Origin of the sequence: Allgaiera indica (genome assembly GCF_900106675.1) — a bacterium.
Lineage (GTDB): Bacteria > Pseudomonadota > Alphaproteobacteria > Rhodobacterales > Rhodobacteraceae > Acidimangrovimonas > Acidimangrovimonas indica.
In genome coordinates this window covers 34450-53260 of the sequence record NZ_FNOB01000014.1, presented here as the reverse complement: position 1 = coordinate 53260, position 18811 = coordinate 34450, and the positions used below count along the sequence as shown (strand labels likewise).

General features: G+C 66.4%; 23 protein-coding genes. 8 read left to right on the top strand and 15 right to left on the bottom strand.

What is annotated here, in order from left to right:
* Positions 1–121: 121 nt before the first annotated feature.
* Positions 122–823 (bottom strand): organomercurial lyase, encoded by a 702-nt coding sequence (gene merB / locus BLV97_RS13475; protein WP_160169209.1) that lies wholly within the window; start codon positions 821–823, stop codon positions 122–124.
* A 394-nt stretch (positions 824–1217) separates the two neighbouring features.
* Between merB and BLV97_RS13470 the strand changes: the two genes are divergently transcribed.
* On the top strand, positions 1218–1568 hold the full coding sequence (locus BLV97_RS13470) for a YnfA family protein (protein ID WP_051646350.1): 351 nt from the start codon (positions 1218–1220) through the stop codon (positions 1566–1568).
* 28 nt (positions 1569–1596) lie between these two features.
* On the opposite strand, the gene BLV97_RS13465 is transcribed toward BLV97_RS13470, so the two are convergent.
* The 5 genes from BLV97_RS13465 to BLV97_RS13445 form a co-directional block, all read right to left on the bottom strand.
* Positions 1597–2019: a hypothetical protein gene (locus BLV97_RS13465; protein WP_035847039.1), complete on the bottom strand. Its 423-nt coding sequence runs from the start codon at positions 2017–2019 to the stop codon at positions 1597–1599.
* Between the two features lie 46 nt (positions 2020–2065).
* Positions 2066–3517 carry a mercury(II) reductase gene (gene merA, locus BLV97_RS13460; RefSeq protein WP_092164106.1) on the bottom strand — a complete coding sequence of 484 codons (1452 nt, stop codon included), beginning with the start codon at positions 3515–3517 and terminating at the stop codon, positions 2066–2068.
* Between the two features lie 231 nt (positions 3518–3748).
* Positions 3749–3976 (bottom strand): hypothetical protein, encoded by a 228-nt coding sequence (locus tag BLV97_RS13455; RefSeq protein WP_244521027.1) that lies wholly within the window; start codon positions 3974–3976, stop codon positions 3749–3751.
* Positions 3977–3980: 4 nt separating this feature from the next.
* A complete protein-coding gene (locus BLV97_RS21230; RefSeq protein WP_176992657.1) occupies positions 3981–4298 on the bottom strand; it encodes a cation transporter in 318 nt (105 codons plus the stop codon).
* 38 nt (positions 4299–4336) lie between these two features.
* Positions 4337–4720, bottom strand: coding sequence for a mercuric transporter MerT family protein (locus tag BLV97_RS13445; RefSeq protein ID WP_035847030.1), 384 nt, complete (start codon positions 4718–4720; stop codon positions 4337–4339).
* A gap of 74 nt (positions 4721–4794) precedes the next feature.
* Here BLV97_RS13445 and BLV97_RS13440 point away from each other — a divergent pair, with 74 nt between their 5' ends.
* Positions 4795–5211 (top strand): MerR family transcriptional regulator, encoded by a 417-nt coding sequence (locus tag BLV97_RS13440; protein WP_035847029.1) that lies wholly within the window; start codon positions 4795–4797, stop codon positions 5209–5211.
* 916 nt (positions 5212–6127) lie between these two features.
* Here BLV97_RS13440 and BLV97_RS13430 read toward each other — a convergent pair.
* From BLV97_RS13430 to BLV97_RS13415, 4 genes are all read right to left on the bottom strand, one after another.
* Positions 6128–6805 (bottom strand): cytochrome c biogenesis protein CcdA, encoded by a 678-nt coding sequence (locus tag BLV97_RS13430; RefSeq protein ID WP_035847024.1) that lies wholly within the window; start codon positions 6803–6805, stop codon positions 6128–6130.
* Positions 6802–7479, bottom strand: a complete 678-nt coding sequence (locus BLV97_RS13425) for a MerR family transcriptional regulator (RefSeq protein WP_035847021.1) — start codon at positions 7477–7479, stop codon at positions 6802–6804. Before BLV97_RS13425 ends, BLV97_RS13430 begins: the two co-directional genes overlap by 4 nt.
* A gap of 166 nt (positions 7480–7645) precedes the next feature.
* A complete protein-coding gene (locus tag BLV97_RS13420; RefSeq protein ID WP_092164099.1) occupies positions 7646–9067 on the bottom strand; it encodes an ATP-binding protein in 1422 nt (473 codons plus the stop codon).
* Positions 9064–9786 (bottom strand): response regulator, encoded by a 723-nt coding sequence (locus BLV97_RS13415; RefSeq protein ID WP_035846997.1) that lies wholly within the window; start codon positions 9784–9786, stop codon positions 9064–9066. The genes BLV97_RS13420 and BLV97_RS13415 overlap by 4 nt, the downstream gene beginning before the upstream one ends.
* A 171-nt stretch (positions 9787–9957) precedes the next feature.
* Here BLV97_RS13415 and BLV97_RS13410 point away from each other — a divergent pair, with 171 nt between their 5' ends.
* Complete coding sequence (locus tag BLV97_RS13410; RefSeq protein ID WP_051646349.1) at positions 9958–10614, top strand: EF-hand domain-containing protein; 657 nt, start codon at positions 9958–9960, stop codon at positions 10612–10614.
* Between the two features lie 278 nt (positions 10615–10892).
* Positions 10893–11021, top strand: a complete 129-nt coding sequence (locus tag BLV97_RS21805; protein WP_280138189.1) for a hypothetical protein — start codon at positions 10893–10895, stop codon at positions 11019–11021.
* 13 nt (positions 11022–11034) lie between these two features.
* Here the strand turns inward: BLV97_RS21805 and BLV97_RS21225 are convergent, their stop codons facing one another.
* Positions 11035–11325 carry a hypothetical protein gene (locus BLV97_RS21225; protein WP_160169208.1) on the bottom strand — a complete coding sequence of 97 codons (291 nt, stop codon included), beginning with the start codon at positions 11323–11325 and terminating at the stop codon, positions 11035–11037.
* Here BLV97_RS21225 and BLV97_RS13395 point away from each other — a divergent pair.
* The gene (locus tag BLV97_RS13395) at positions 11312–12001 is read left to right on the top strand and encodes a TVP38/TMEM64 family protein (RefSeq protein WP_035846991.1); all 690 of its coding nucleotides are present in this window, start codon (positions 11312–11314) and stop codon (positions 11999–12001) included. The two genes, BLV97_RS21225 and BLV97_RS13395, sit on opposite strands and share 14 nt — an antisense overlap.
* A 121-nt stretch (positions 12002–12122) precedes the next feature.
* On the opposite strand, the gene BLV97_RS13390 is transcribed toward BLV97_RS13395, so the two are convergent.
* The 4 genes from BLV97_RS13390 to BLV97_RS13375 form a co-directional block, all read right to left on the bottom strand.
* The gene (locus BLV97_RS13390; protein ID WP_035846988.1) at positions 12123–12812 is read right to left on the bottom strand and encodes a ZIP family metal transporter; all 690 of its coding nucleotides are present in this window, start codon (positions 12810–12812) and stop codon (positions 12123–12125) included.
* A 66-nt stretch (positions 12813–12878) separates the two neighbouring features.
* Entirely contained in the window at positions 12879–13307 is a 429-nt protein-coding gene (locus BLV97_RS13385) for a MerR family transcriptional regulator (protein WP_035846985.1), read from the bottom strand.
* A gap of 72 nt (positions 13308–13379) precedes the next feature.
* On the bottom strand, positions 13380–13634 hold the full coding sequence (locus tag BLV97_RS13380) for a TFIIB-type zinc ribbon-containing protein (protein WP_035846982.1): 255 nt from the start codon (positions 13632–13634) through the stop codon (positions 13380–13382).
* A gap of 52 nt (positions 13635–13686) precedes the next feature.
* Positions 13687–16059, bottom strand: a complete 2373-nt coding sequence (locus BLV97_RS13375) for a heavy metal translocating P-type ATPase (RefSeq protein ID WP_081825220.1) — start codon at positions 16057–16059, stop codon at positions 13687–13689.
* A gap of 391 nt (positions 16060–16450) precedes the next feature.
* Here BLV97_RS13375 and BLV97_RS13370 point away from each other — a divergent pair, with 391 nt between their 5' ends.
* The 3 genes from BLV97_RS13370 to BLV97_RS13360 are packed head-to-tail and all read left to right on the top strand — an operon-like array spanning position 16451 to position 18624.
* Positions 16451–16990: an iron transporter gene (locus BLV97_RS13370; RefSeq protein ID WP_081825219.1), complete on the top strand. Its 540-nt coding sequence runs from the start codon at positions 16451–16453 to the stop codon at positions 16988–16990.
* A 28-nt stretch (positions 16991–17018) separates the two neighbouring features.
* Positions 17019–17201, top strand: a complete 183-nt coding sequence (locus BLV97_RS13365; RefSeq protein WP_035846977.1) for a hypothetical protein — start codon at positions 17019–17021, stop codon at positions 17199–17201.
* Between the two features lie 7 nt (positions 17202–17208).
* A complete protein-coding gene (locus BLV97_RS13360; protein ID WP_051646347.1) occupies positions 17209–18624 on the top strand; it encodes a 4Fe-4S binding protein in 1416 nt (471 codons plus the stop codon).
* The last annotated feature ends 187 nt before the right edge of the window (positions 18625–18811 follow it).

Below are 18811 nucleotides of genomic sequence, written 5' to 3'. Positions count from 1 at the left end.
GATCGCACTTGGAAGGCGCGCGGTCGTTGGGCGGCCGGCCCGCGTTGCCACTCCATCTGCGAACCCTGCGGGCGGCGGGGCGAAACCGCGCCCGCCGTCAACCCGCACGGGGCAAGCGTGGTCAGGAAGCGGCCCTGTCGTGCGGGGACTGCATGAACGGCCGGAAGATCGCCGCGCCAAGTTGCACACCCTGGGTCAGCGACAGGTCGAACCCGCGTGCCGAGGGCGGCTGAGAGCGCCTCCAGGCCGCCAGATGTTCGGGGCCGCAGAACAGCCGCATCGTCTTGCACTGGCTGTCGGCGGCGCAAGTTCCGACATCCTTGACGCCGGTCCAGACCCGGGCCTCGGGCCGCGAGGCATGGTCGACCGCAAACCCATCGGAGGCGACGGTGATATCGACACCGGTTCGGCAGATCGGGCAGACGCAGGTGACCTCGGCCGCGGTGCCGGCCATGGCGGCGGTGCCGAGCGCGTCGACCGCGCAGATGGCATGGATCGTCACACCGCGCAATCTGACCCTGAAATCGGTCGGTCGGGCAGAGAAGGGATAGGCAAGCGCGATCTCGCGGTCCCGGACATGCACCAGATCGCGCGCGGCCAGGTCGGCCAGCGTTTCGGCGCGGAACTCCGACGCCGCAGGCGGCGCGCCTTCGGTCAGAAACGTCCGCAGGATCTCTTGATGCACTTGCCGCGTTTCGGGCGAGAGCCCGCCCCAGCGCGCGGCCAGCCGGGACTCGTTCATGAGAGCGGACAGCGCGTCCCTGACCTGCGGATCCGAGAGGAGCGCCAGGTCCGGGCCTCCCTCTTCGACAGATATACTCATGTATTCTTCGCTCGTTTTCTGTAGATCGGCCGCCGGATCCCTTCCTGGCCGCCGGAGACGGCATGTGGGGCGGCAGATCCAGGTTGATGGATCGCTGCCGGGAAGACAAGCTTCGGGGTTGCCCGCCGGATCGCCTGCCAAGTCGGGCCGCCTGCCATCTTGTGGCGCCCGGATGGCCCCGGGGCAATCCGCCGGACAGGGGTGACATTCGTCCCGTTTCATCCGCCACAGGGGATATAAATGACCAATAGTCATCGAGAAGCCGGTTTCGGGCCTTCGGCATCGGCCCTGCCATCGCGGTCCTGACCGACTTGGGCTATCTGGGGATCCATCATCACGCCGGCGGTAGCAAAAGCTGGGGCGACGCAAGCCAACCATTGGGGCGGGACATGCAATGAAACTATCCGAACTCGGCCAGGCGGGGCCGGTCTATGCGGCGGCCGCGCTGTTCGAAATCGCGGGCTGCTTCGCCTTATGGGCAATCTTGCGGCTCAACCGCTCGGTCCTTTGGGCCATTCCGGGCGTGGTCTCGCTGGTGCTGTTCGCCGTCTTGCTGACGCGGATCGATCTGTCGCTGGCCGGGCGCGCCTATGCCGCCTATGGCGGGATCTATATCCTGGCGTCGCTGGCCTGGCTCTGGGCCATCGAGGGACAGGCCCCGGATCGCTGGGACGTCATCGGCGCCGGCCTGTGCCTGGCCGGCGCCGTGATCATTCTGCTGGGCCACCGCGCCCCGTCCGTCTGAACGGGGCCGTGCCGCTTTCACCTCGCGCTCAGGCCGAACGGGCCGAGGCGCCGAGACGGCGGCGCTGGTCGATCACGCTCCAAAGCGAGGCGCCGATGAACAGCGCCATGCCGACGATGATCAGATCGGTCCCCACATGCTTGGTTCCGGCGACCACATGCGGCAGAAGAACGCCGACCCAGGCCACCGATCCGCCGATCAACCCGCTCCAGAACGGAGGATAGCGCAGGGCCGATCCGGCCAGGGCGTTTCCCTGGATCCGCAGGTTCCAGACAACCCACAACACCGAGACCGTCATGAGCGGCAAAAGCACATAGACATTCAGGATGGAATGGAAGGCGCTAAAGCCCAGGGCGGCGGCAAGCCCGGCAAGGATGGGCCCTGCGCCCAGGCAGCACGCGCTGACGAAGAGCGACCCGGCAAGGCCGACGGATTGACGTTTCGGTGTCATGAGAATTTCCTTCCGCAAAGTTGTGGTTTCCGCGTCTCGATCGAACTTACCCCGCGCAGCAGCTCAGCTTCGCCACGTCCTTGTCGAAGGTCTGGGCGGCAAGTTTCAGCCCCTCTACCGTGGTCAGATAGGGGAAGATCGTGTCGCCAAGCGCCTTGGTGGTCATCCCGAACTTCAACGCCATGGCCAGCGTCTGGATCGTATCCGAACCCTCCGGCGCCACGATCTGGCCGCCCAGCAACCGATCGGTCCCGGCATCCGCCACCAGCTTGATCGCCCCGCGCGTATCGCGGGCGGCGGCGGCGCGCGGCACGTTGTCCAGCGTGATCACGCTGGTCTTGACCTCGTACCCCGCCGTCTTCGCCTGTGCCTCCGATAGGCCGACGCCCGCCACTTGCGGGTCGGTGAACACGACCCAGGGCATCGCGGCGTTGTCATAGCGCATCGGTTCCAGCCCGAAGGCGTTGTTGATCGCCACCTTGGCGCCATAGGCCGCCATATAGACGAACTGGTCGCGGTCGGTGACATCGCCCGCAGCCCAAACGCCGGGGCGGCTGGTCGCCATGTCGGGACCGACCTTGATTGCGCCGCGCGCATCGGTCTCGATGCCCAGATCCTCCAGCCCCAGCCCCTCGGAATTGGCGATCCGGCCGGTGGTCGCGACCAGACGCGCGGCGCGCAACGTTTCGGTCTTGCCGTCGCGGTCGATCGTCAGGGTGACACCTTGGGCGCCCTGGGTCACCGAAGCATAGCTCAGGCCGGTCTCGATCGCGATGCCTTCGGCCCGCAGCGCCTCGGTCAGCGCCTCGGCCACTTCCGGCTCGGCGCCCGGCAGAAGCCGCGAACGCGTCACCAGCGTGACCTTCGCCCCCAGCCGCGCGGCCATCTGGGCCAGTTCGCAGCCGATATAGCCCCCACCCAGCACCATGATGCTTTCGGGCCGCTCAGGCAGGGTCAGAAGGGCCGTGGAATCAAGCACGTCGACGCCGTCGATCCCCGCGATCGCCGGCATATGCGGGCGCGAGCCGGTGGCGACCAACACGCACGGGGCCGACAGCACCCGCCCACCGACGGCGACGCCGCCCTCGATCAGCCGCGCCGGGCCTTCCTCGATATAGGTCACGTTGTCATAGGCTGGCAGAAGGTCGATGTATTTCTTGTGCCGCATCTCGCCGACCAGATCGGCGGTGCCCTTCACCACGGCGGGCCAGTCCACGGAATGGGTGCAGGGCTCGATCCCGGGAAAGCGCGCGGCGGAGGCGCCGCCGTGCACGGCTTCGGCGGCGCGGATCATCGCCTTGGACGGCACGCAGCCGACGTTGACGCAGGTGCCGCCGATCGTGCCATGCCCGACCAGCGCCACCCGCTTGCCGGCCTCGGCCGCCGTGATCGAGGCCGAAAATCCGGCCGAGCCGGCCCCCACCACGATCAGGTCATAGGCGTCGCCGCCATCATCTTTCGTAGCGCAGCAATCGTGCGTTTCGACCATCTGGTCCATCATCATATCCTTTTCGTCGCGACCGGGCCCGCAGGGCGTCCGATCAAGTTTCACAATTCACACCATCGACCCCGGACCGGAGGCGTAGCTGGGGCAGGCGCAGATCATCGCCTTGATCTGGTTGGCGGTCTGCCGGGCGCCCATCGCCATGGCGGCCGGGGTGATCCGCTTCTTGGCGCCCGAGGCTGATCAGATGCGCGCCGAGGGTCTTTCCGGCGCCCTAACATGACATCAAGATATCCGACCGCGCCGGACAGGCCGCTTGCGGCGGACTTGCCGAACCACCAGCCCGGCGCCAAGGGCCGCGGTCAGCGCGGCGATCCCACCAAGCCCGGTCAGCCAGCCGCCAATTCCGCCAAGAATGGCAGAGAGGATCACGCCGCCACCACCACAGCAGATCACCACGACAGGGGCGGCGATGGCCGTCGCCAACAATCCGCCGTGGAAGTCATCGCGCATGTCCTTAGCCTTTAGGAGTGGCGGGGTAGCCCGCTTCCTTGGAGGCCGCGGCGATGGCTGCCGCATTGGTCTGCCTGGGGTCGTAGACGACATGCGCACTGCGTGCCGCAAAGTCGACTTTGACCGACTTCACGCCCTTGACCTTGCCCATGGCGGCCTTGACCGTCACTGGGCAAAGCGCGCAGGTCATGTTGGCGATGTAGAAATCGGCGGTGGCCTGGCTCGCCGCGACCGGGGTTGCCGACTGGGCGATGGCCATCGGCGCCAGGGCCGGACTTCCAAGCGAAAGCGCGCTCAGCGCGAGGATTGCGAAACGCTTCATGCGGTGTCTCCTATTCGGGCCGGGTTCGGGGCGTGGGATCAGTAGAACAGCGGCGCCCACCAGTTCACGGTGATCGACAACAGGACCAGCAACGTTGCAGCCCAAAGGGCGGTCTTGGTGATGAGAGAGGATTGCGGCTTGGCGCAATACGACCCGTCTGCGCAGTCGGGTCTGGCGCGGAAATAGACATGCCAGAAACCCGCCGCGATGAAGAAGATGGCGATCCCCGAGGTCAAGGGCTTGTAGGGCTCCAACGCCGTCAGGTTGCTGATCCAGGCGCCAGAGATCCCCAGCGTCACCAGAACCAGAGGCACGATGCAGCAGGCCGAGGCGAGGAGCGCCCCAAACATGCCGAGCGCCGCGAAAAGGCCCCTGCGGTTCGGCGGGGTCGTGTCGACCCGGGGGGTATCGGGTTCGGTCATGCGACTCTCCTTGAGCATCCGACCAAGTCTATGTACGGTCTGTAGGAGGTACAGGCTCAAGAGGAAAAGGCGTCATGCGCCAACACAAGGCGGAGATGGGCCTGACGCGCGGAGAGCTGGCGCGCGTGACCGGCTGCAATATCGAGACGATCAGATATTACGAAAAGACCGGCATCCTGCCCGACCCCCCGCGCACGGCCGCGGGGTACCGGATCTACACCCCGGATCATGTCACGCGTCTGCGGTTCATATTGCGCGCCCGCGAACTCGGTTTCGGGATGGACGATATCCGCGGGCTTCTGGGGCTAGAGGACGGCACCGCCCCCAACTGCGCCGATGTCAAGGCCAGGACCGAGCGCCACCTGGTCGACATACGCGCGAAGATCGCCGATCTCGCGAGGATCGAGGCCGTCCTTGCCGATACCGCCGCCAGATGTTCCGGCGAAACCGTTCCGGATTGCGCCGTCTTGCGGACGCTGGCCGGAGAGTGACACACCCCAGGGCGATCGGCCGGAAACGTCACGTAAGCCACTGAATTTTCGCGGCCCCGCTTGGGACTCGCCCTCAGCCACACCGGCAGTGCCCCAACCAGAAATCGGGTCAGGCCCGGATTTCGCGCGGCCTGACGGTGCCGGAATGGCCCGGAAAATCAGGCCGGCCGCGACAAGCGGCGCGCCCACACCATTGAACAGGATGGCCAGCGATATGTTCTATGGCAGCTTGCAATAACCCGAACGGCCGATCGCGCACGCCGCGATGACCGCCGAGATCCGGCCGCATCGGGGCAGGTGGGTCGTTGATCCTGTCCCCGACCATCGCGGTGCGGCGCCTTGCTGAAGATCGCGGATCAGATCCACTTTCTGTTCCGGCAAGACCAAGGCATGCACCTTGTCGATGCCGACCGCGCAGGGATGCCTCATCGCCGCCACGCCGAGCCCGGCGAATATCGGGCGCAAAACCGTACGGCGGCGGCACGAAAGCCTAGCCGCGCCTTGCCGCAAGCGGCAGCATCGGGCTGAAAATCAAGCAGACGCCGGACCGCGCGGGAAGGCAATCAACGCGGTCGCCAGCAGGCTGAAGGCGACGACCACCAGAAAGTGGCGGCCCTCGTGCATCGATCTCATGCTCTTCCTTCTCCAAGGGGCGCGGCTAGTTGGGTCGTGGATCGTGTAGGCGATACCCCGCAGGATCTGCAGAAGTGCCTCGGGCCGGGGCAATTTCGGGTCACATTCCGCCAGCGCCTGTTCGTGCGTCAGGCTGACGGCCCACAGCCTTTTCGATGGTGCCGGGGCAGGGCGAAATGCTGCCCGCCGGTGCGGGCCCGGATACGCGCGCTCGGCGCGCTCGTCGCCCCGGATAGGCGATGTTTCATCCATCTTACGAGCGACAATCATCGCAAAGGCCTAGTCAGCGCGCCGTGTTGGCGGCGATATCGACAAACAGGCCGAACCACACCGACCAGGCGCCCAACCCGATCAGGACCAGGCCGGCAAGCCGAACAAAGCGGCCCGACAGCGCGGCGAGCCGGTCAAGGCGACGCTGCGCGGCAGGGATCAGGACCAGGACGATCAACGGCGCCGACAGGAAAAATCCGAAGACGGCCAGCGCCACGAACCCCGCCAGCGGCGACAGCGCGCCACCCGCCGCGCCCGCCAGCAGCGCCAGAAGTAGCGGCGCCGCACAGGCCGGGATGTTCAGCCCGAACAGCAGCCCCAGCCCCAAGGCGCCGCGCCGCCCGGCAAGCCAGCCCGGCCCGGGCCCCAGAGCTACCATCAGCGCCCCCACCCGGCGGGTGAAGATCAGCACGCCCAGACAGATATAAAGTAGGCCAAGGACCAGCCAGGCGCCGCGCTGAAACCCCAGGAAGGTAGAACCGGCGTAGGCCGCAATCGCACCCAAAAGCCCGATCAAGATCGCGCGGGTCAACCCGAACAGCAGTGTCTCGGAAAATTTCGCCGCCGGGCTCTTTCCTTCGAGATATTTGAGGAAGATCAGGCTGGTGCCGATCGAGCAGGGCTCCACAAAGCCGAACAGGCCTAGCCCGGCCGGGATCAGCAGCAACCCGGTCGCACCGGAAAGGATCATGCGCCGAGGTCCCTGACCACATAGCCCGTCTGCCCGACCGCCGCGTGCAGATCGGCAGCGCTCGCCTGATCCGGGTCGTGCAGGACGCGGGCGCGCTTTTCGGGATAGGTCACTTCGGCCTTGCGCACACCCGGCACCTGCCTCAGCAGCGCGGTGGCGGTCTTTGCGCAGCCGCCGCAATGCATCCCGTCGACGATGAATTCCGTGGTTATCATGGCGACAGGCCCCTTTGCAGTTGGCTTCGCGGGATGGATCGAGCCCACTGGTCGCAGGTTTTGCCGGGCGATCTCGTTCAGGATCGAGCAGGAGCCGACGGCGCCCTGGCCGGGGCAGGCAGCGATCAGCGTCTCGAGCGCGGCCCGCATCTGTTGCAGCCGGCAGATCTTGGCGTTGACGTCGCCCAGTTTGGCCACCGCCCGCAACCGCACCTCGGAACAATCGCTTCCAGGATCAGTGCGCAGCGCCAGCAATTCGCGGATATCGTTCAGGGAAAACCCGATCTGCTGCGCGTGGCGGATGAAACGGATCCGCTCGATCGTCTCGGCACCGTATTCGCGATAGCCCTGGGTTGGCCGGGGCGGTTGCGGCACCAGGCCGCGCCGCTCGTAGAAACGGATGGTCTCCACATTGACGCCCGTGGCCCGGGCGGCCCTCCCGATGCTGCAACCTGTCATCTGCGCTTTCCTCCGAGGTGCCAACCTAAACTCCGTACCATGGTACGGTGTCAATCGGGGCGCGGGTCGTGTCTTAGCTTGAAATCCGTCGGGCTGAACGGCCGTTCGCCGGGCACCGCGTCAAAATGGTCGGACAGGAGTAGTGCCGAAGGGTAGCGCCGGGCGGCTATGGGGTAACCACGCCGGCCCCCTGCAGCACCTGACCCGCGCCAAGAGGAACGCGGATCTGGGCCTGCAGGCCGCCTTCGGGACGGTTGCGCAGGGTGATCTCGCCGCCATGGGCATGGACGATGGTGCGGGCGATCGACAGCCCCAGCCCGGTCCCCCCGGTCTCGCGCGAGCGCGAGCCTTCCAGGCGAACGAACGGGTCGAATACGCGTTCAAGGCTGGCATCGGGGATGCCGGGGCCATCGTCGTCGATGGTGATCCACGCATCCGCCTTGTCGACCGAAGCGGTGATCCGCGCGCGCTGGCCGTAACGCAGGGCATTCTCGATCAGGTTGCGCAGCGCGCGGCGCATCGCATTGGGGCGCAAGCGCAGCTTGGCATCCTTCCCTTGCAAGGCCACCTCGCCGCCCAGGTCGCGGAATTCGTCGACGATGGCGCCGAGAAACAGCGACAGTTCCACGCTGTCCACCCGTTCCGCCGTCGCCATGCCCCGCGCGAAGGCCAGCGTCGCCTCTACCATTTCCTGCATCTCTGCGATGATCGCGATGATCCGCTCGCGGGTCTCGTCGTCATCTACCATCTCGGCACGCACCCGCAGCGCCGTCAGCGGCGAACGCAGGTCATGCCCCAGCGCGCCAAGAAGGCGGGTGCGCTCGCTGATGAAGCGCTGTAGCCGGGCCTGCATCTCGGCGAAGGCCGCGGCCAGATGCTGCATCTCCTCTGGGCCGCGGATGTCGATCGGCCCCGCCGCCTCGCCCCGTCCGATGCGATCCGCGGTCGCCGCCAGCCGTTCCAGCGGCCGGACCAGCCGCCCGAGCGCCAGCCAGAGCACCAGGCCAAGCAGCGCGGCCGTCAGCGCAAAGGTCGCGGTTTCGGACCAGACCCATTGATATGGCGGATCGTGGAACCGCGAGGTCATGTTCAGCCAGCGCCCGTCCTTCAACGCAATAGACAACGACAACTCGACCGCGCTCATCCGGCCGGCGTTCATCGCCGCGTGCATCTGCATCATCCGGGGCGAGGCGCCCGGCATCATCGGCATCGGCCCCTCGCCCCGGTGCAGCTCGACCCGTATCGCCCGCGGCCCGCCCGGGCCAAGCAACTCGCGGATCCGGTTGGCGATGAGCGTGTGGCCAGCCTGTTTCCCTTGCGCCACCGCCGGTTTGTCCGCGATGGAGAACTGCACCAGCGGCGAATTCGCGGCGCGCAGAATTTCCGGGGCCAGGGCGGGCGGCGCATCCGACAGCAGCCGCACGAGGTTGCCGGCCCGGTCGGCAGCCTCAAGCGACAGGGCCGAGCGCACTGCCAGCGCGCGCTGGTCGATGAACAGCCACAGCGTGATTGCCTGGGCGACCGCCAGTGCCGCGATGATCAGGACGATCAACTGACCGCGCAGGGTGCGCGGAACCGGCCGTCTCATGGCGTGCGCTCCACATCGGTGGCCAGGCTGTAGCCGCCGCCGCGCACGGTGACGATGATCTCGGGCGCCGCCGGGTCGCGCTCGATCTTGCGGCGCAACCGGCTGATCTGGTTGTCGATCGTGCGATCGAAAACATGCCCGCTGCGCCCCGAGGTCAGGTCGAGCAGCTGATCGCGGCTGAGCACGAAGCGCGGCCGCGCCAGCAGCACCGTCAGCAGCCGGAAATCGGCGGTGGTCAGGGTCTCCTCGCGCCCGTCTTCGGCCACCAGCCGCCGCGTGTCCGTGTCCAGCGTCCAGCCGGCGAAGCGCAGGACATGGCCGCCGGGGCCGCCGACCTGCTGCGGCCGGCGTTCGGTGCGGCGCAGGATCGCCTTGATCCGGGCCAGAAGCTCTCGCGGGTTGAAGGGCTTTGGCAGGTAGTCGTCGGCGCCGACCTCCAGCCCGACGATGCGGTCGGTCTCTTCGCCTAGCGCGGTCAGCATCAGGATCGGGATGGTGCCCTCGGTGCTCAGCCGGCGGCAGACGGACAGCCCGTCCTCGCCCGGCATCATCACGTCGAGCACGATCAGGTCGTAGCGCCCCCGGCGCAGCCTGTCATCCATCTCGGCGGCATCGCGGGCCGAGGAAACACGAAAGCCGTTGCGCTCCAGATAGCGGCTGACGGCATCGCGGATCTCGCGATGGTCGTCGACGATGAGTATATGCGGCTCGTTCTCCATGCCTTTGTCTTAGACCATTCGCGGTGGGGCGCGGTGAAAAGTGTGTAGCCATCTGTATCAAGCCGCGAAACCGTTACAAATGGATACAAAACAGCCTGCTTCCGGGATCGTTCTGCGACATGGAGGGCGCAGATTGATGTCATCGCAACCAACATATCGAGAGGTGATGACATGAAACGCAAGACGGTGTTGGCCACGGGCCTGGTTGTGGCGCTGACCGCCGCGCTAAGCGGACCGGTTCTGGCACATGGGACAGGCAGCGGGGGAATGGGCCAAGGCATGGGCCAGGGCATGGGCCAGGGCTACGGCCCCGGCGCGATGCACGGCAATGGTGGCTACGACGGCCCGCGCGGTGGCCCTGGCTCAATGGGCGGACAGGGCGCCGATGGAATGATGGGCGGCGGCATGATGGGCCGGATGGGCATGATGTCGACGCAAGGCGGCGGAATGATGGGCGGCGGCACGATGGCCGGCGGGCCGGCCATGATGGGCACGCTGATGAAGCAATTCGACACCAATGGCGACGGCAACGTCACCCCGGACGAGATGCGCAGCGGCCTGAAGGCGGAGTTGAAGAAATATGATTCCGATGGCGACGGCACGCTCTCGCTCGACGAGTTTGCCCAGCTGCGCGCCGCGCTGACCCGCCAAGCGACCGTGCGCCATTTCCAGGCGCTCGACGTGAACGGCGACGGCAAGGTGACGGCGGATGAAATCTCTGCCCCGGCGGACCGTCTTGAGTGGATGCAGAAGTTTCGGCAGTCGCATCAGGGCGGCGGCGCGCCGCAGGGCCAACCGGCGCCGATGATGAAGGGTGACGGCAATTGACGGCCTGATTTGGGAACTCGACGGCGGTGCCACCCCGGCGCCGCCCGCAACCGGAGGGTCAAGCCATGATGGGGTTTGGATTCGGAGGCCTCGGGATGGTGCTGATCACCGTTCTCGTCGTGCTTCTGGTCGTCATGCTGCTGCGCAAGAACGGCGGCAACTGATAGCGATCGGGACGCATCGCCTGAACGCAAATCTGCACCGTGTCGTCGGCGCGCGATATGTCCGGAATATCCGTCCAGACAGCGCAGTCCACGGTCGGTACGAAGGAGATTGAGATGACCAACTGGAACGGAACCGGGATGGGGATGGGCTTTGGTATGGGCTTTGGCTGGCTCTTCGGTCTGCTGACCCTTGTGCTTGTGGTCCTGGCCATAGCCGCGCTGATCAAGTACCTTCGAAAATAGCAAGATGGACGTGTCAGTGACATATGCGATCGCGCGAACGATCTTTGGCACGGGTATCGATGCCGTCGACGCCGGTGCCCGCCCGGCGCTTGCGCACCACGGCTATGGTATCCTTGCCGAGATTGACCCCAAGGCCACGATGAAGAAGGTTAGCGCTGAAATGCCCGGGCATCGCGTTCCCGGCGCGCGCAATCCCGAGATGGCGCATCAGGCGATCGGGAATGCCAAGCTGACGGCCGTTGCGGGTGCTGTCCGTGGCCTGCCGGCGCGGCCCCCCGCGGCGGCCTGAGATGAGTTTGCGCATCGGCATTCTCTCGGGCCTCGCGCTCGTCGGGCTTGTCCTGGGCATCCTCTGGCTGGTCGCGCCTTCGATCTTTGCCGAGGCGCGCGGCGTTCTGGACCGGGACCGCCTGGAAATGCTGGTCGCACGCGCCGGCCTGTGGGGGCCGGTCGTGATTGTCGCGCTCATGACCATCGCGGTCGTGGCCAGCCCGATCCCGAGCGCGCCGATCGCGCTGGCCGCCGGGGCCGGCTATGGGCATCTTTGGGGGACGGTGCTGGTGGTGATTGGTGCCGAACTCGGGGCTTTGATCGCATTCGGCCTGGCGCGGGTTCTGGGGCATGGTGTCTTGCGGCGGGTGTTCGGCCAACGCATGGATGCCGGCCTTCTTGGATCGCAAGCCGCGTTGACGACTACGGTATTCGCAAGCCGCCTGATGCCGTTCGTGTCCTTTGACATGATCAGCTATGCTGCGGGGCTTAGCCGCCTGCACGCCTGGCGCTTCGCCCTCGCCACGCTGGCCGGCATCGTCCCGGCAAGCTTCGTTCTTGCGCATTTTGGCGGCGAGGCGGCCAGCGGAGACCTCGGCCGAGCCACTTGGGCGGTGTTCGGCCTTGGCCTGATCACCGGCTTGCCGCTGCTCTGGATCGCGATACGGCGTGGAGGGCAAGGTTCCGTGGACGCGACCTCGTCACGATGAACGCCGCGTGCGTCCCTTTCGCCAAGTTGCCAAGCCCGAGAAAAGCGATCACCCGCCGGAGATGATCATATCCGCCTCATGATGAACCCGGCGGCTCCGCGCGATGCGCGGGGCGCGCTGCTCAAGCCAAAGACTCTTCGAACAGCAGAAGCAGCAGGAAGCCCACGAAGAACATCGCGGTGATCCAGGGGCGATCCGGTGTTTCATGCGCCTCGACCAGCAGTTCCTCGGTGACGAGATAGAGTAGCGCCACCAGGCCGAACGCCAGAAAACCGCTGACGACGGGGGGCGACAACGAGGTGACGGGTGTTGCAAGAAGCGCTCCTATCGGCATCAGCGCCATCAGCCCCGCCGTGACCGCGACTATGCGCCGCCGGTTCCAGCCCGAAGCACCAAGCTTGGATGTCAGTGCCAGCCCAAGGAACGCGACCTCAAGCGACAGGGCCGCGGTCAGCAAGAGGCCCGATTTCACTCCCGCCGTGAACCCGATCCCAAGCACAAGCCCGTCGATCAAAACGTCGATCCCGATCGCCGCAAGCAGACCTGCCGGGCCTTTGATGTAGCCCTCGATCTGTTTGACCAGCAGCATCACCGCCACCCCGGTCGCCCCGCCGACAAGCGTCGCCACCGCGGATCCCTGATGCTTGATATCGGGCAGGATTTCGCCCGCTGCGGCAGCAAAAACCACCCCAGCCGCAAAATGCTGAATCGCGCTGATCGCCAGCGGGCCGGGGCGAACCCAAACGGAAATCGACGCGGCGGTCAGCCCCAGAAGCATAGGCACGAGCGTATAGATCCAGGCCGCAGTCATACCATTCCGTCCCAGTTCGTTCTGACCGAAACCGACCGAACGCCGCGCAGTTCCCCTGCTTGGCGGTCAGGCGCCGATCTCGTCGTGATCGGTCAGGCATTCGGAATGGTCGCGCAGCACTTCCAGCACCCGGCATTCCGCCACCCGGTCGCCGCTGCATTCAGCGATCATCCGCTTCAGTTCTTTCTTCAGTGCCTGAAGTCGTTTCAGCTTTTGCTCGACCTGTTTCAACTGCCGCTGGGCGATCGAATCCGCTTCGGCGCAGGATTGGTTTGGATGGTCCGACAGCTCCAGCAGTTCGCGGATCGCGTCGAGCGAAAATCCCAACTGGCGCGCATGGCGCACAAAGGCCAGCCGGTCAAGATCGGCCACCATGTAGCGGCGCTGCCCGCCCTCGGTGCGGCCGGGGGCCGGCAGCAGGCCGATCTGCTCGTAATAGCGGATCGTCTGCACCTTGGTGCCGGTCTTGCGCGACAATGTTCCGATGCTCAGCATTTCTTCCCATTTCCTACATCGACTATAGCTTTATAGAAAACCCGCGCCATTTCCCAGCTGTCGTGGCCCCCGCTAGTCGAAGATTTCCGACAGCCAGGACTTGCGGCGATATCCGCCGTGCTTGCCGCGATGGCGGCCATGGCCACCATCATGACCCCGCGGTTGCGGCTCGGGCGTGCGGGGGGACAGTTCGGCGGCACTGCGTTCGATGATCTTGTCCAACTCGCCCCGGTCAAGCCAGACACCGCGGCACTGCGGGCAATAGTCGATCTCGACACCTTGGCGTTCCGACATGGTCAGCGCGACCTCGCAGACAGGGCACAACATGGATGATCGCCTTTCCTGTTTCCGTTTTGGGACACTTTCGGTTTCCTTGCCTTCAGTGTGCATGGGCCGGGACCGCCCCTATGTCGCCTTCATCGGCCCGCGTGCCGCCGCCGGGCGCAGCGGGGACCTGGCCCCTGGCGCGCAACAGCCTGAGCGCATTGGCCACCACGATCAGCGACACACCCACATCCGCCGCGATCGCGCCCCACATCGAGGCCATGCCGAAGACCGTCAAACCGGCAAAGACCGCCTTGGTCGCCAGCGACAGGCCGATGTTCTGGCGAATGATCCACATCGTGCGGCGCGAGTGGGCGATCAGCCAGGGCAGCTTGCCGATATCGTCGCTCATCAGCGCAATATCCGCGGTCTCGATCGCCGCATCCGAGCCGATGGCGCCCATGGCGACGGCGTAATGCGCCCGCGCCATGGCCGGCGCGTCGTTCACCCCGTCGCCGATCATCGCCACCATGTCATGGCTGGCGGCCAGCTCCTCGATCGCCGTCACCTTGTCCTCGGGCAGCAGCCCGGCGCGCACCTCGTCGATCCCGACCTCGGAAGCCACGGCGCGGGCGGTGCGTTCGTTGTCGCCGGTCAGCATCACGATGGTCTTCACGCCCTGGGCGCGAAGGCGGGAAACGATGCCTTTCGCCTCGGGCCGGATCCGGTCGCGCAGTTCAAGCAAGCCAAGAAGATCATCACCGACCCCCACCGCGACCAGCGTGCCGCCCGCGCCCTCGATCCGGTCCACCGCCTCGCGCGGCATCCGCGCGCCGGGCGCCTTTTCCCGCGCGAAACGGTCCGAGCCAAGCCAGATCGCCCGCCCGTCATGGACCCCTTCGACGCCGCGCCCCGCCACGTTGCGGATCGCTTCGGCCGGGCGCGCGGGAACGCCGTCGGCCGCGGCCCGCGCCAGGATCGCCCGGGCCAAAGGATGCGAGGAGCGTGCCTCGAGCGCGGCGGCCACGGCCAGCAGGTCGCGCTCGGACGTGCCATTCAGGGCATAGAGGTCTTTCACCTCCGGCGCGCCCATGGTGATGGTGCCGGTCTTGTCCAGCGCCAGCGCCGTCGTGCGGCCCGGCGCCTCGACATAGGCGCCGCCCTTGATCAGCACGCCGTTTCGCGCCGACGAGGCCAGCGCCGCGACGATCGACACCGGCGTCGAGATGACCAGCGCGCAGGGGCAGGCGATGACAAGAAGGACCAGCGCATTGTAGATCCAGAACGACCAGGCACCGCCGAAGGCCAGCGGGGGCAGCAGCGCGATCACCATCGCCGCCACCATGACGATCGGCGTGTAGACACGGGCGAAGCGCGCCACCCATTGTTCCACCATGGCGCGCCGCGAATGGGCATCGCCAACCATGCGGATGATCTTGGCCAGGACCGTATCCGTCGCGGCCCGGGTGGCGCGCACCGTCAGCGTGCCCTCACCGTTGATGGTCCCGGCATAGACCTGATCGCCGGGTTCCTTCGACACCAGGGCGCTTTCGCCGGTGATCGGGGCCTGATCGACCCCGCCCATGCCGTCAACCACCTCGCCGTCCAGCGCGATGCGGTCGCCAGCACGGACGACGAAACGGTCGCCCGCCAGCACCTGCGCCGCCGGCACGTCGGCCTCAGTCCCGTCGTCGCGGATCACCCGCGCCGTCGGCGGCGCCAGATCGAGCAGCGCCGAGACCGCGTTGCGCGCGCGCCCCACGCTCCAGCTTTCGAGATAGAGCGAGAGCGAGAAGAAGAAGGCCACCGTCGCGGCCTCGAAATAGGCGCCAACGCCGATGGCGCCGATCACGGCCACGACCATCAGCAGGTTCATGTCGGGCGCAAGCCGGCGCACCGAGGACCAGGCCTTGGGCGCCACCAGCCAGGCACCGAAGACGATCGCCAGCATGAACAGCGCGACCTCGGCCAGCGGCATCGGCACGGTGCCGTGGCCAGCAAAGAGCCCCAGCGCACCAACCGGCCCGACCTTCACCGCGTGCCAGAGAAACCCGGCCGCCCAGAACCCGCCCGAAAGCATGGTAAAGGTTTTCTGCCGTTTCAGATGCGCCGCCTGATCGGCCGCGGCACTGTCGGCATCCCAGAGTTTCGCCGACATGCCGGTGGCGCCGACCAGCTTTATGATCCGGTCGTCGGAAAGGGGTTTGCCGCTGTCCAGCACCGTCATCCGGCCATTGATCACATCGAAGGCCAGATGCTCGGCTCCGCCAAGTGCCGGGCCGAGCGCGCGGTTCAGGATTGCCACTTCCTCGACGCAATCGAGCCCGTTGACGCGAAAGCTGCGCCCGCCGGCATCGATATTTCCCGCCGGCCCGATATCGCCGCACATCACATCGCCACCACCACCGCAGCAGGCGCCCTCCGTGCCGTGGTCATGCGTGTGGTCATGGTCATGCTTATGGTCGTGGTCGTGGTCGTCGCGCGCCATCCCGGCACCCCCGCTAGTCTGAGTCGCACTGAAGATAGGACCTTCAGCAACTAGAGGTTCAAGGGGCGACTGCGAAGTTCCAGTTCCCTTTGGTGCAACACGGCGCATGCACCTCAAAGGAGAGACCGGCCCCTGCGCATCTGCGACTGTGTGCGTTGGCACGGCCTGGTCATTGTTGCAGAAGTCGTCGTGGAGACGAGCTTCCCCTTGGGTGGCTTTCACCTCACCCGGATATTGCGCCACGTTCCAATTTTCATCACCTCCGTGACATCACCACGTCGCGCGGCGTCAAGACATTACCCGAGTCTTTTAGTAACCTTAGTCTTTTACTCGGAAATTCTTGCTGTTATGGTTCCGTCGACTCAAAAGCGAACCTGGGAGCCCGAGCGCAATGAGACCTGACACCCGATCGATGCTGGCCGTGTTCACCACCGTGGCGCTTGCGGCGGCGCCTTGCGTAAGTTTCGCCAAGGAATACCCGGTCGGAACACCTGTCGATGTCGCCGGCATGGAAATCGGTGCGGTCTATCTTCAGCCCATCAAGATGGATCCCCCCGATATCATGGCGCCGGCAGCCGCGACGGACATCCATCTGGAGGCCGACATTCACGCGCTGGCCGACAATGCCGGCGGCTTCGCCGAGGGTGCCTGGATGCCCTATCTGCGCATCACCTACGAGCTGACCAAAGCGGGCGGCAAGACCATCACCGGCAAGCTGATGCCCATGGTGGCCAGTGACGGGCCCCATTACGGAGACAACGTCAAACTCGATGGTGTCGGCAAATACCACCTGACCTTCACCATCGAGGCGCCCGGCCCCGAATTCGGCCGTCACGTCGACAAGGAAACCGGCGTCCCACCCTGGTTCAAGCCACTGACGACAAGTTACGATTTCGTCTTTGCCGGTGTCGGCAAGATCGGCTCTTATTGACCGAACGATAGGGAATGAGGGACCGCCGATGACCCGGCCGGCACTGACGATGATCGTTGCGGCGGCGGGGTTGCGCATTGGATCCATCGCCGCTGCCCTGCCCGGCTACCGCGCTGCTCCGGATCTGATGACCATTGCTCGCCGGCTCGTCTACTGGGGAGGGATCGCCTTCGCCTTGCCGCGTCAGACCCGCGGCCTCGCCCATGCCTGACGGATCCATGCCACCGCCCGCGTTTTCCGCCACGGCGGGGCGGCGCCACGACGCTTGGGCGTTCCGGCTGGCCCGCACGGGCGATTGGCTTCGCCGCCATCAGCGTGCCGTGCGCCGGCTGCAATGGGGCGTGGTCATCATCTATGCCGTGCTGCTGATCGGTCCGAACCTGATCCCGCTGCCGGGCCGCAGCGCGCATGTCTGGAACGATCTGACGCTCTTTGCCCAGTTCGTTTTCTGGGGCATCTGGTGGCCGGGGGTGCTGTTGTCGATGCTTCTCTTCGGCCGGCTCTGGTGCGGCCTTCTGTGCCCGGAAGGCGCGCTTAGCGAAGCAGTCAGCCGCCGCGGCCGCGGCCGCGCGACACCGCGCTGGATGCGTTGGCCCGGCTGGCCCTTTGCCGCATTCGTTCTGACCACCGTCTACGGCCAACTCGTCAGCGTCTACCAATATCCAGGCCCGGCCCTTGTCATCCTGGGCGGTTCAACCGTCGCCGCGATCGTCGTGGGCTATCTTTACGGCCGCAACCACCGGGTCTGGTGCCGCTACCTCTGCCCCGTCAACGGCGTCTTCGGCCTGCTGGCCAAGCTTGCGCCAATGCATTACGGCGCCGACATGGAGGCCTGGGCGCGCACCGCGCCGGATCAGGGGCGCACGACACAAGTCACCTGCGCGCCGCTGGTGCCGCTTCGCGGCCTCGACAGTGCCTCGGGCTGCCACATGTGCGGTCGCTGCGCGGGCTTTCGCGACGCGATCGAACTTCGCCCGCGCGCGCCGGGCAGCGAGGTCGTGCAGCGCGGAGGCTTGGCGACGCGCTGGGAAAGCCTGCTGACCATCACCGGCCTGATGGGCGTGGCGCCCGGCGCTTTTCTGTGGTCGGCGTCGCCCTGGTTCATCGCCATCAAGCTTCAGCTCGCGAGCTGGCTCGTCGACGCCGGCATCCTTTGGCCGCTGCAGGCGCGCCTGCCCTGGTGGCTGCTTACCGACTATCCCGGGCGCAACGACGTGATGACCGTGCTCGACGGCGCGACGCTTCTGATCTTCGTCTTCGCCGCGGCGGGTGTCCTGACGCTGGCCATCGCTGCGCCGCTGCTTGTGGCGGCCCGCATCCTCGGCCCGCTCCGCGACCTGCGGCGCTTCCACCATCTCGCGCTCGCCCTGCTGCCGGTCGCCGCCTGTGGGGTGATCCTCGGCCTGTCGGCGCAGACGGTGACGCTCCTTCGTGCCGATGGCGTCGCCCTTCCGTGGGTGCCAGAGGCCCGGGCAACCGCGCTGGCTCTTGCATCCAGTTGGAGCGTCGTTCTTCTGTGGCAGATCGCGGGCCGCTACGCGCGACGCAGCCGGCGTGCCATCGCAGCCCTGGCCGGGGCCGGCGGAATCATTGCAGGCCTCAGTCCCTGGCTTTTGCTGTTTTGGGTCTGGTAGGACGCAGCGCCGCAATCGCGAGGGACAGCATCACACCATCCCGGCGCCATGATCTTTCGGCGCTTGGCCCCGTGATCCGCAACGTCCCGTGCAGCGGGACCTCGACCTTGTCTCAAGCCTGGTTGCACAGCCAAACCCGGCCCCGCCAGCGCGCAACAGTTTCTCTGGCGGAGTTTCTCGCGTCAGC

Excerpts from the sequence above, each read along its gene's own strand:
- BLV97_RS13385 (WP_035846985.1), bottom strand. The coding sequence starts at position 13,307 with ATGCTGAGCATCGGAACATTGTCGCGCAAGACCGGCACCAAGGTGCAG.
- merB (WP_160169209.1), bottom strand. The coding sequence starts at position 823 with ATGAGTATATCTGTCGAAGAGGGAGGCCCGGACCTGGCGCTCCTCTCG.
- BLV97_RS13445 (WP_035847030.1), bottom strand. The coding sequence starts at position 4,720 with ATGACCGAACCCGATACCCCCCGGGTCGACACGACCCCGCCGAACCGC.
- BLV97_RS13470 (WP_051646350.1), top strand. The coding sequence starts at position 1,218 with ATGAAACTATCCGAACTCGGCCAGGCGGGGCCGGTCTATGCGGCGGCC.
- BLV97_RS13425 (WP_035847021.1), bottom strand. The coding sequence starts at position 7,479 with ATGACAGGTTGCAGCATCGGGAGGGCCGCCCGGGCCACGGGCGTCAAT.
- BLV97_RS13410 (WP_051646349.1), top strand. The coding sequence starts at position 9,958 with ATGAAACGCAAGACGGTGTTGGCCACGGGCCTGGTTGTGGCGCTGACC.
- BLV97_RS21225 (WP_160169208.1), bottom strand. The coding sequence starts at position 11,325 with ATGCGCAAACTCATCTCAGGCCGCCGCGGGGGGCCGCGCCGGCAGGCC.
- BLV97_RS13465 (WP_035847039.1), bottom strand. The coding sequence starts at position 2,019 with ATGACACCGAAACGTCAATCCGTCGGCCTTGCCGGGTCGCTCTTCGTC.
- BLV97_RS13430 (WP_035847024.1), bottom strand. The coding sequence starts at position 6,805 with ATGATCCTTTCCGGTGCGACCGGGTTGCTGCTGATCCCGGCCGGGCTA.
- BLV97_RS13375 (WP_081825220.1), bottom strand. The coding sequence starts at position 16,059 with ATGGCGCGCGACGACCACGACCACGACCATAAGCATGACCATGACCAC.
- BLV97_RS13455 (WP_244521027.1), bottom strand. The coding sequence starts at position 3,976 with ATGCGCGATGACTTCCACGGCGGATTGTTGGCGACGGCCATCGCCGCC.
- BLV97_RS21805 (WP_280138189.1), top strand. The coding sequence starts at position 10,893 with ATGACCAACTGGAACGGAACCGGGATGGGGATGGGCTTTGGTATGGGC.
- BLV97_RS13365 (WP_035846977.1), top strand. The coding sequence starts at position 17,019 with ATGACCCGGCCGGCACTGACGATGATCGTTGCGGCGGCGGGGTTGCGC.
- BLV97_RS13380 (WP_035846982.1), bottom strand. The coding sequence starts at position 13,634 with ATGTTGTGCCCTGTCTGCGAGGTCGCGCTGACCATGTCGGAACGCCAA.
- BLV97_RS13360 (WP_051646347.1), top strand. The coding sequence starts at position 17,209 with ATGCCACCGCCCGCGTTTTCCGCCACGGCGGGGCGGCGCCACGACGCT.
- BLV97_RS13395 (WP_035846991.1), top strand. The coding sequence starts at position 11,312 with ATGAGTTTGCGCATCGGCATTCTCTCGGGCCTCGCGCTCGTCGGGCTT.
- BLV97_RS21230 (WP_176992657.1), bottom strand. The coding sequence starts at position 4,298 with ATGAAGCGTTTCGCAATCCTCGCGCTGAGCGCGCTTTCGCTTGGAAGT.
- BLV97_RS13370 (WP_081825219.1), top strand. The coding sequence starts at position 16,451 with ATGAGACCTGACACCCGATCGATGCTGGCCGTGTTCACCACCGTGGCG.
- BLV97_RS13420 (WP_092164099.1), bottom strand. The coding sequence starts at position 9,067 with ATGAGACGGCCGGTTCCGCGCACCCTGCGCGGTCAGTTGATCGTCCTG.
- merA (WP_092164106.1), bottom strand. The coding sequence starts at position 3,517 with ATGGACCAGATGGTCGAAACGCACGATTGCTGCGCTACGAAAGATGAT.
- BLV97_RS13440 (WP_035847029.1), top strand. The coding sequence starts at position 4,795 with ATGCGCCAACACAAGGCGGAGATGGGCCTGACGCGCGGAGAGCTGGCG.
- BLV97_RS13390 (WP_035846988.1), bottom strand. The coding sequence starts at position 12,812 with ATGACTGCGGCCTGGATCTATACGCTCGTGCCTATGCTTCTGGGGCTG.
- BLV97_RS13415 (WP_035846997.1), bottom strand. The coding sequence starts at position 9,786 with ATGGAGAACGAGCCGCATATACTCATCGTCGACGACCATCGCGAGATC.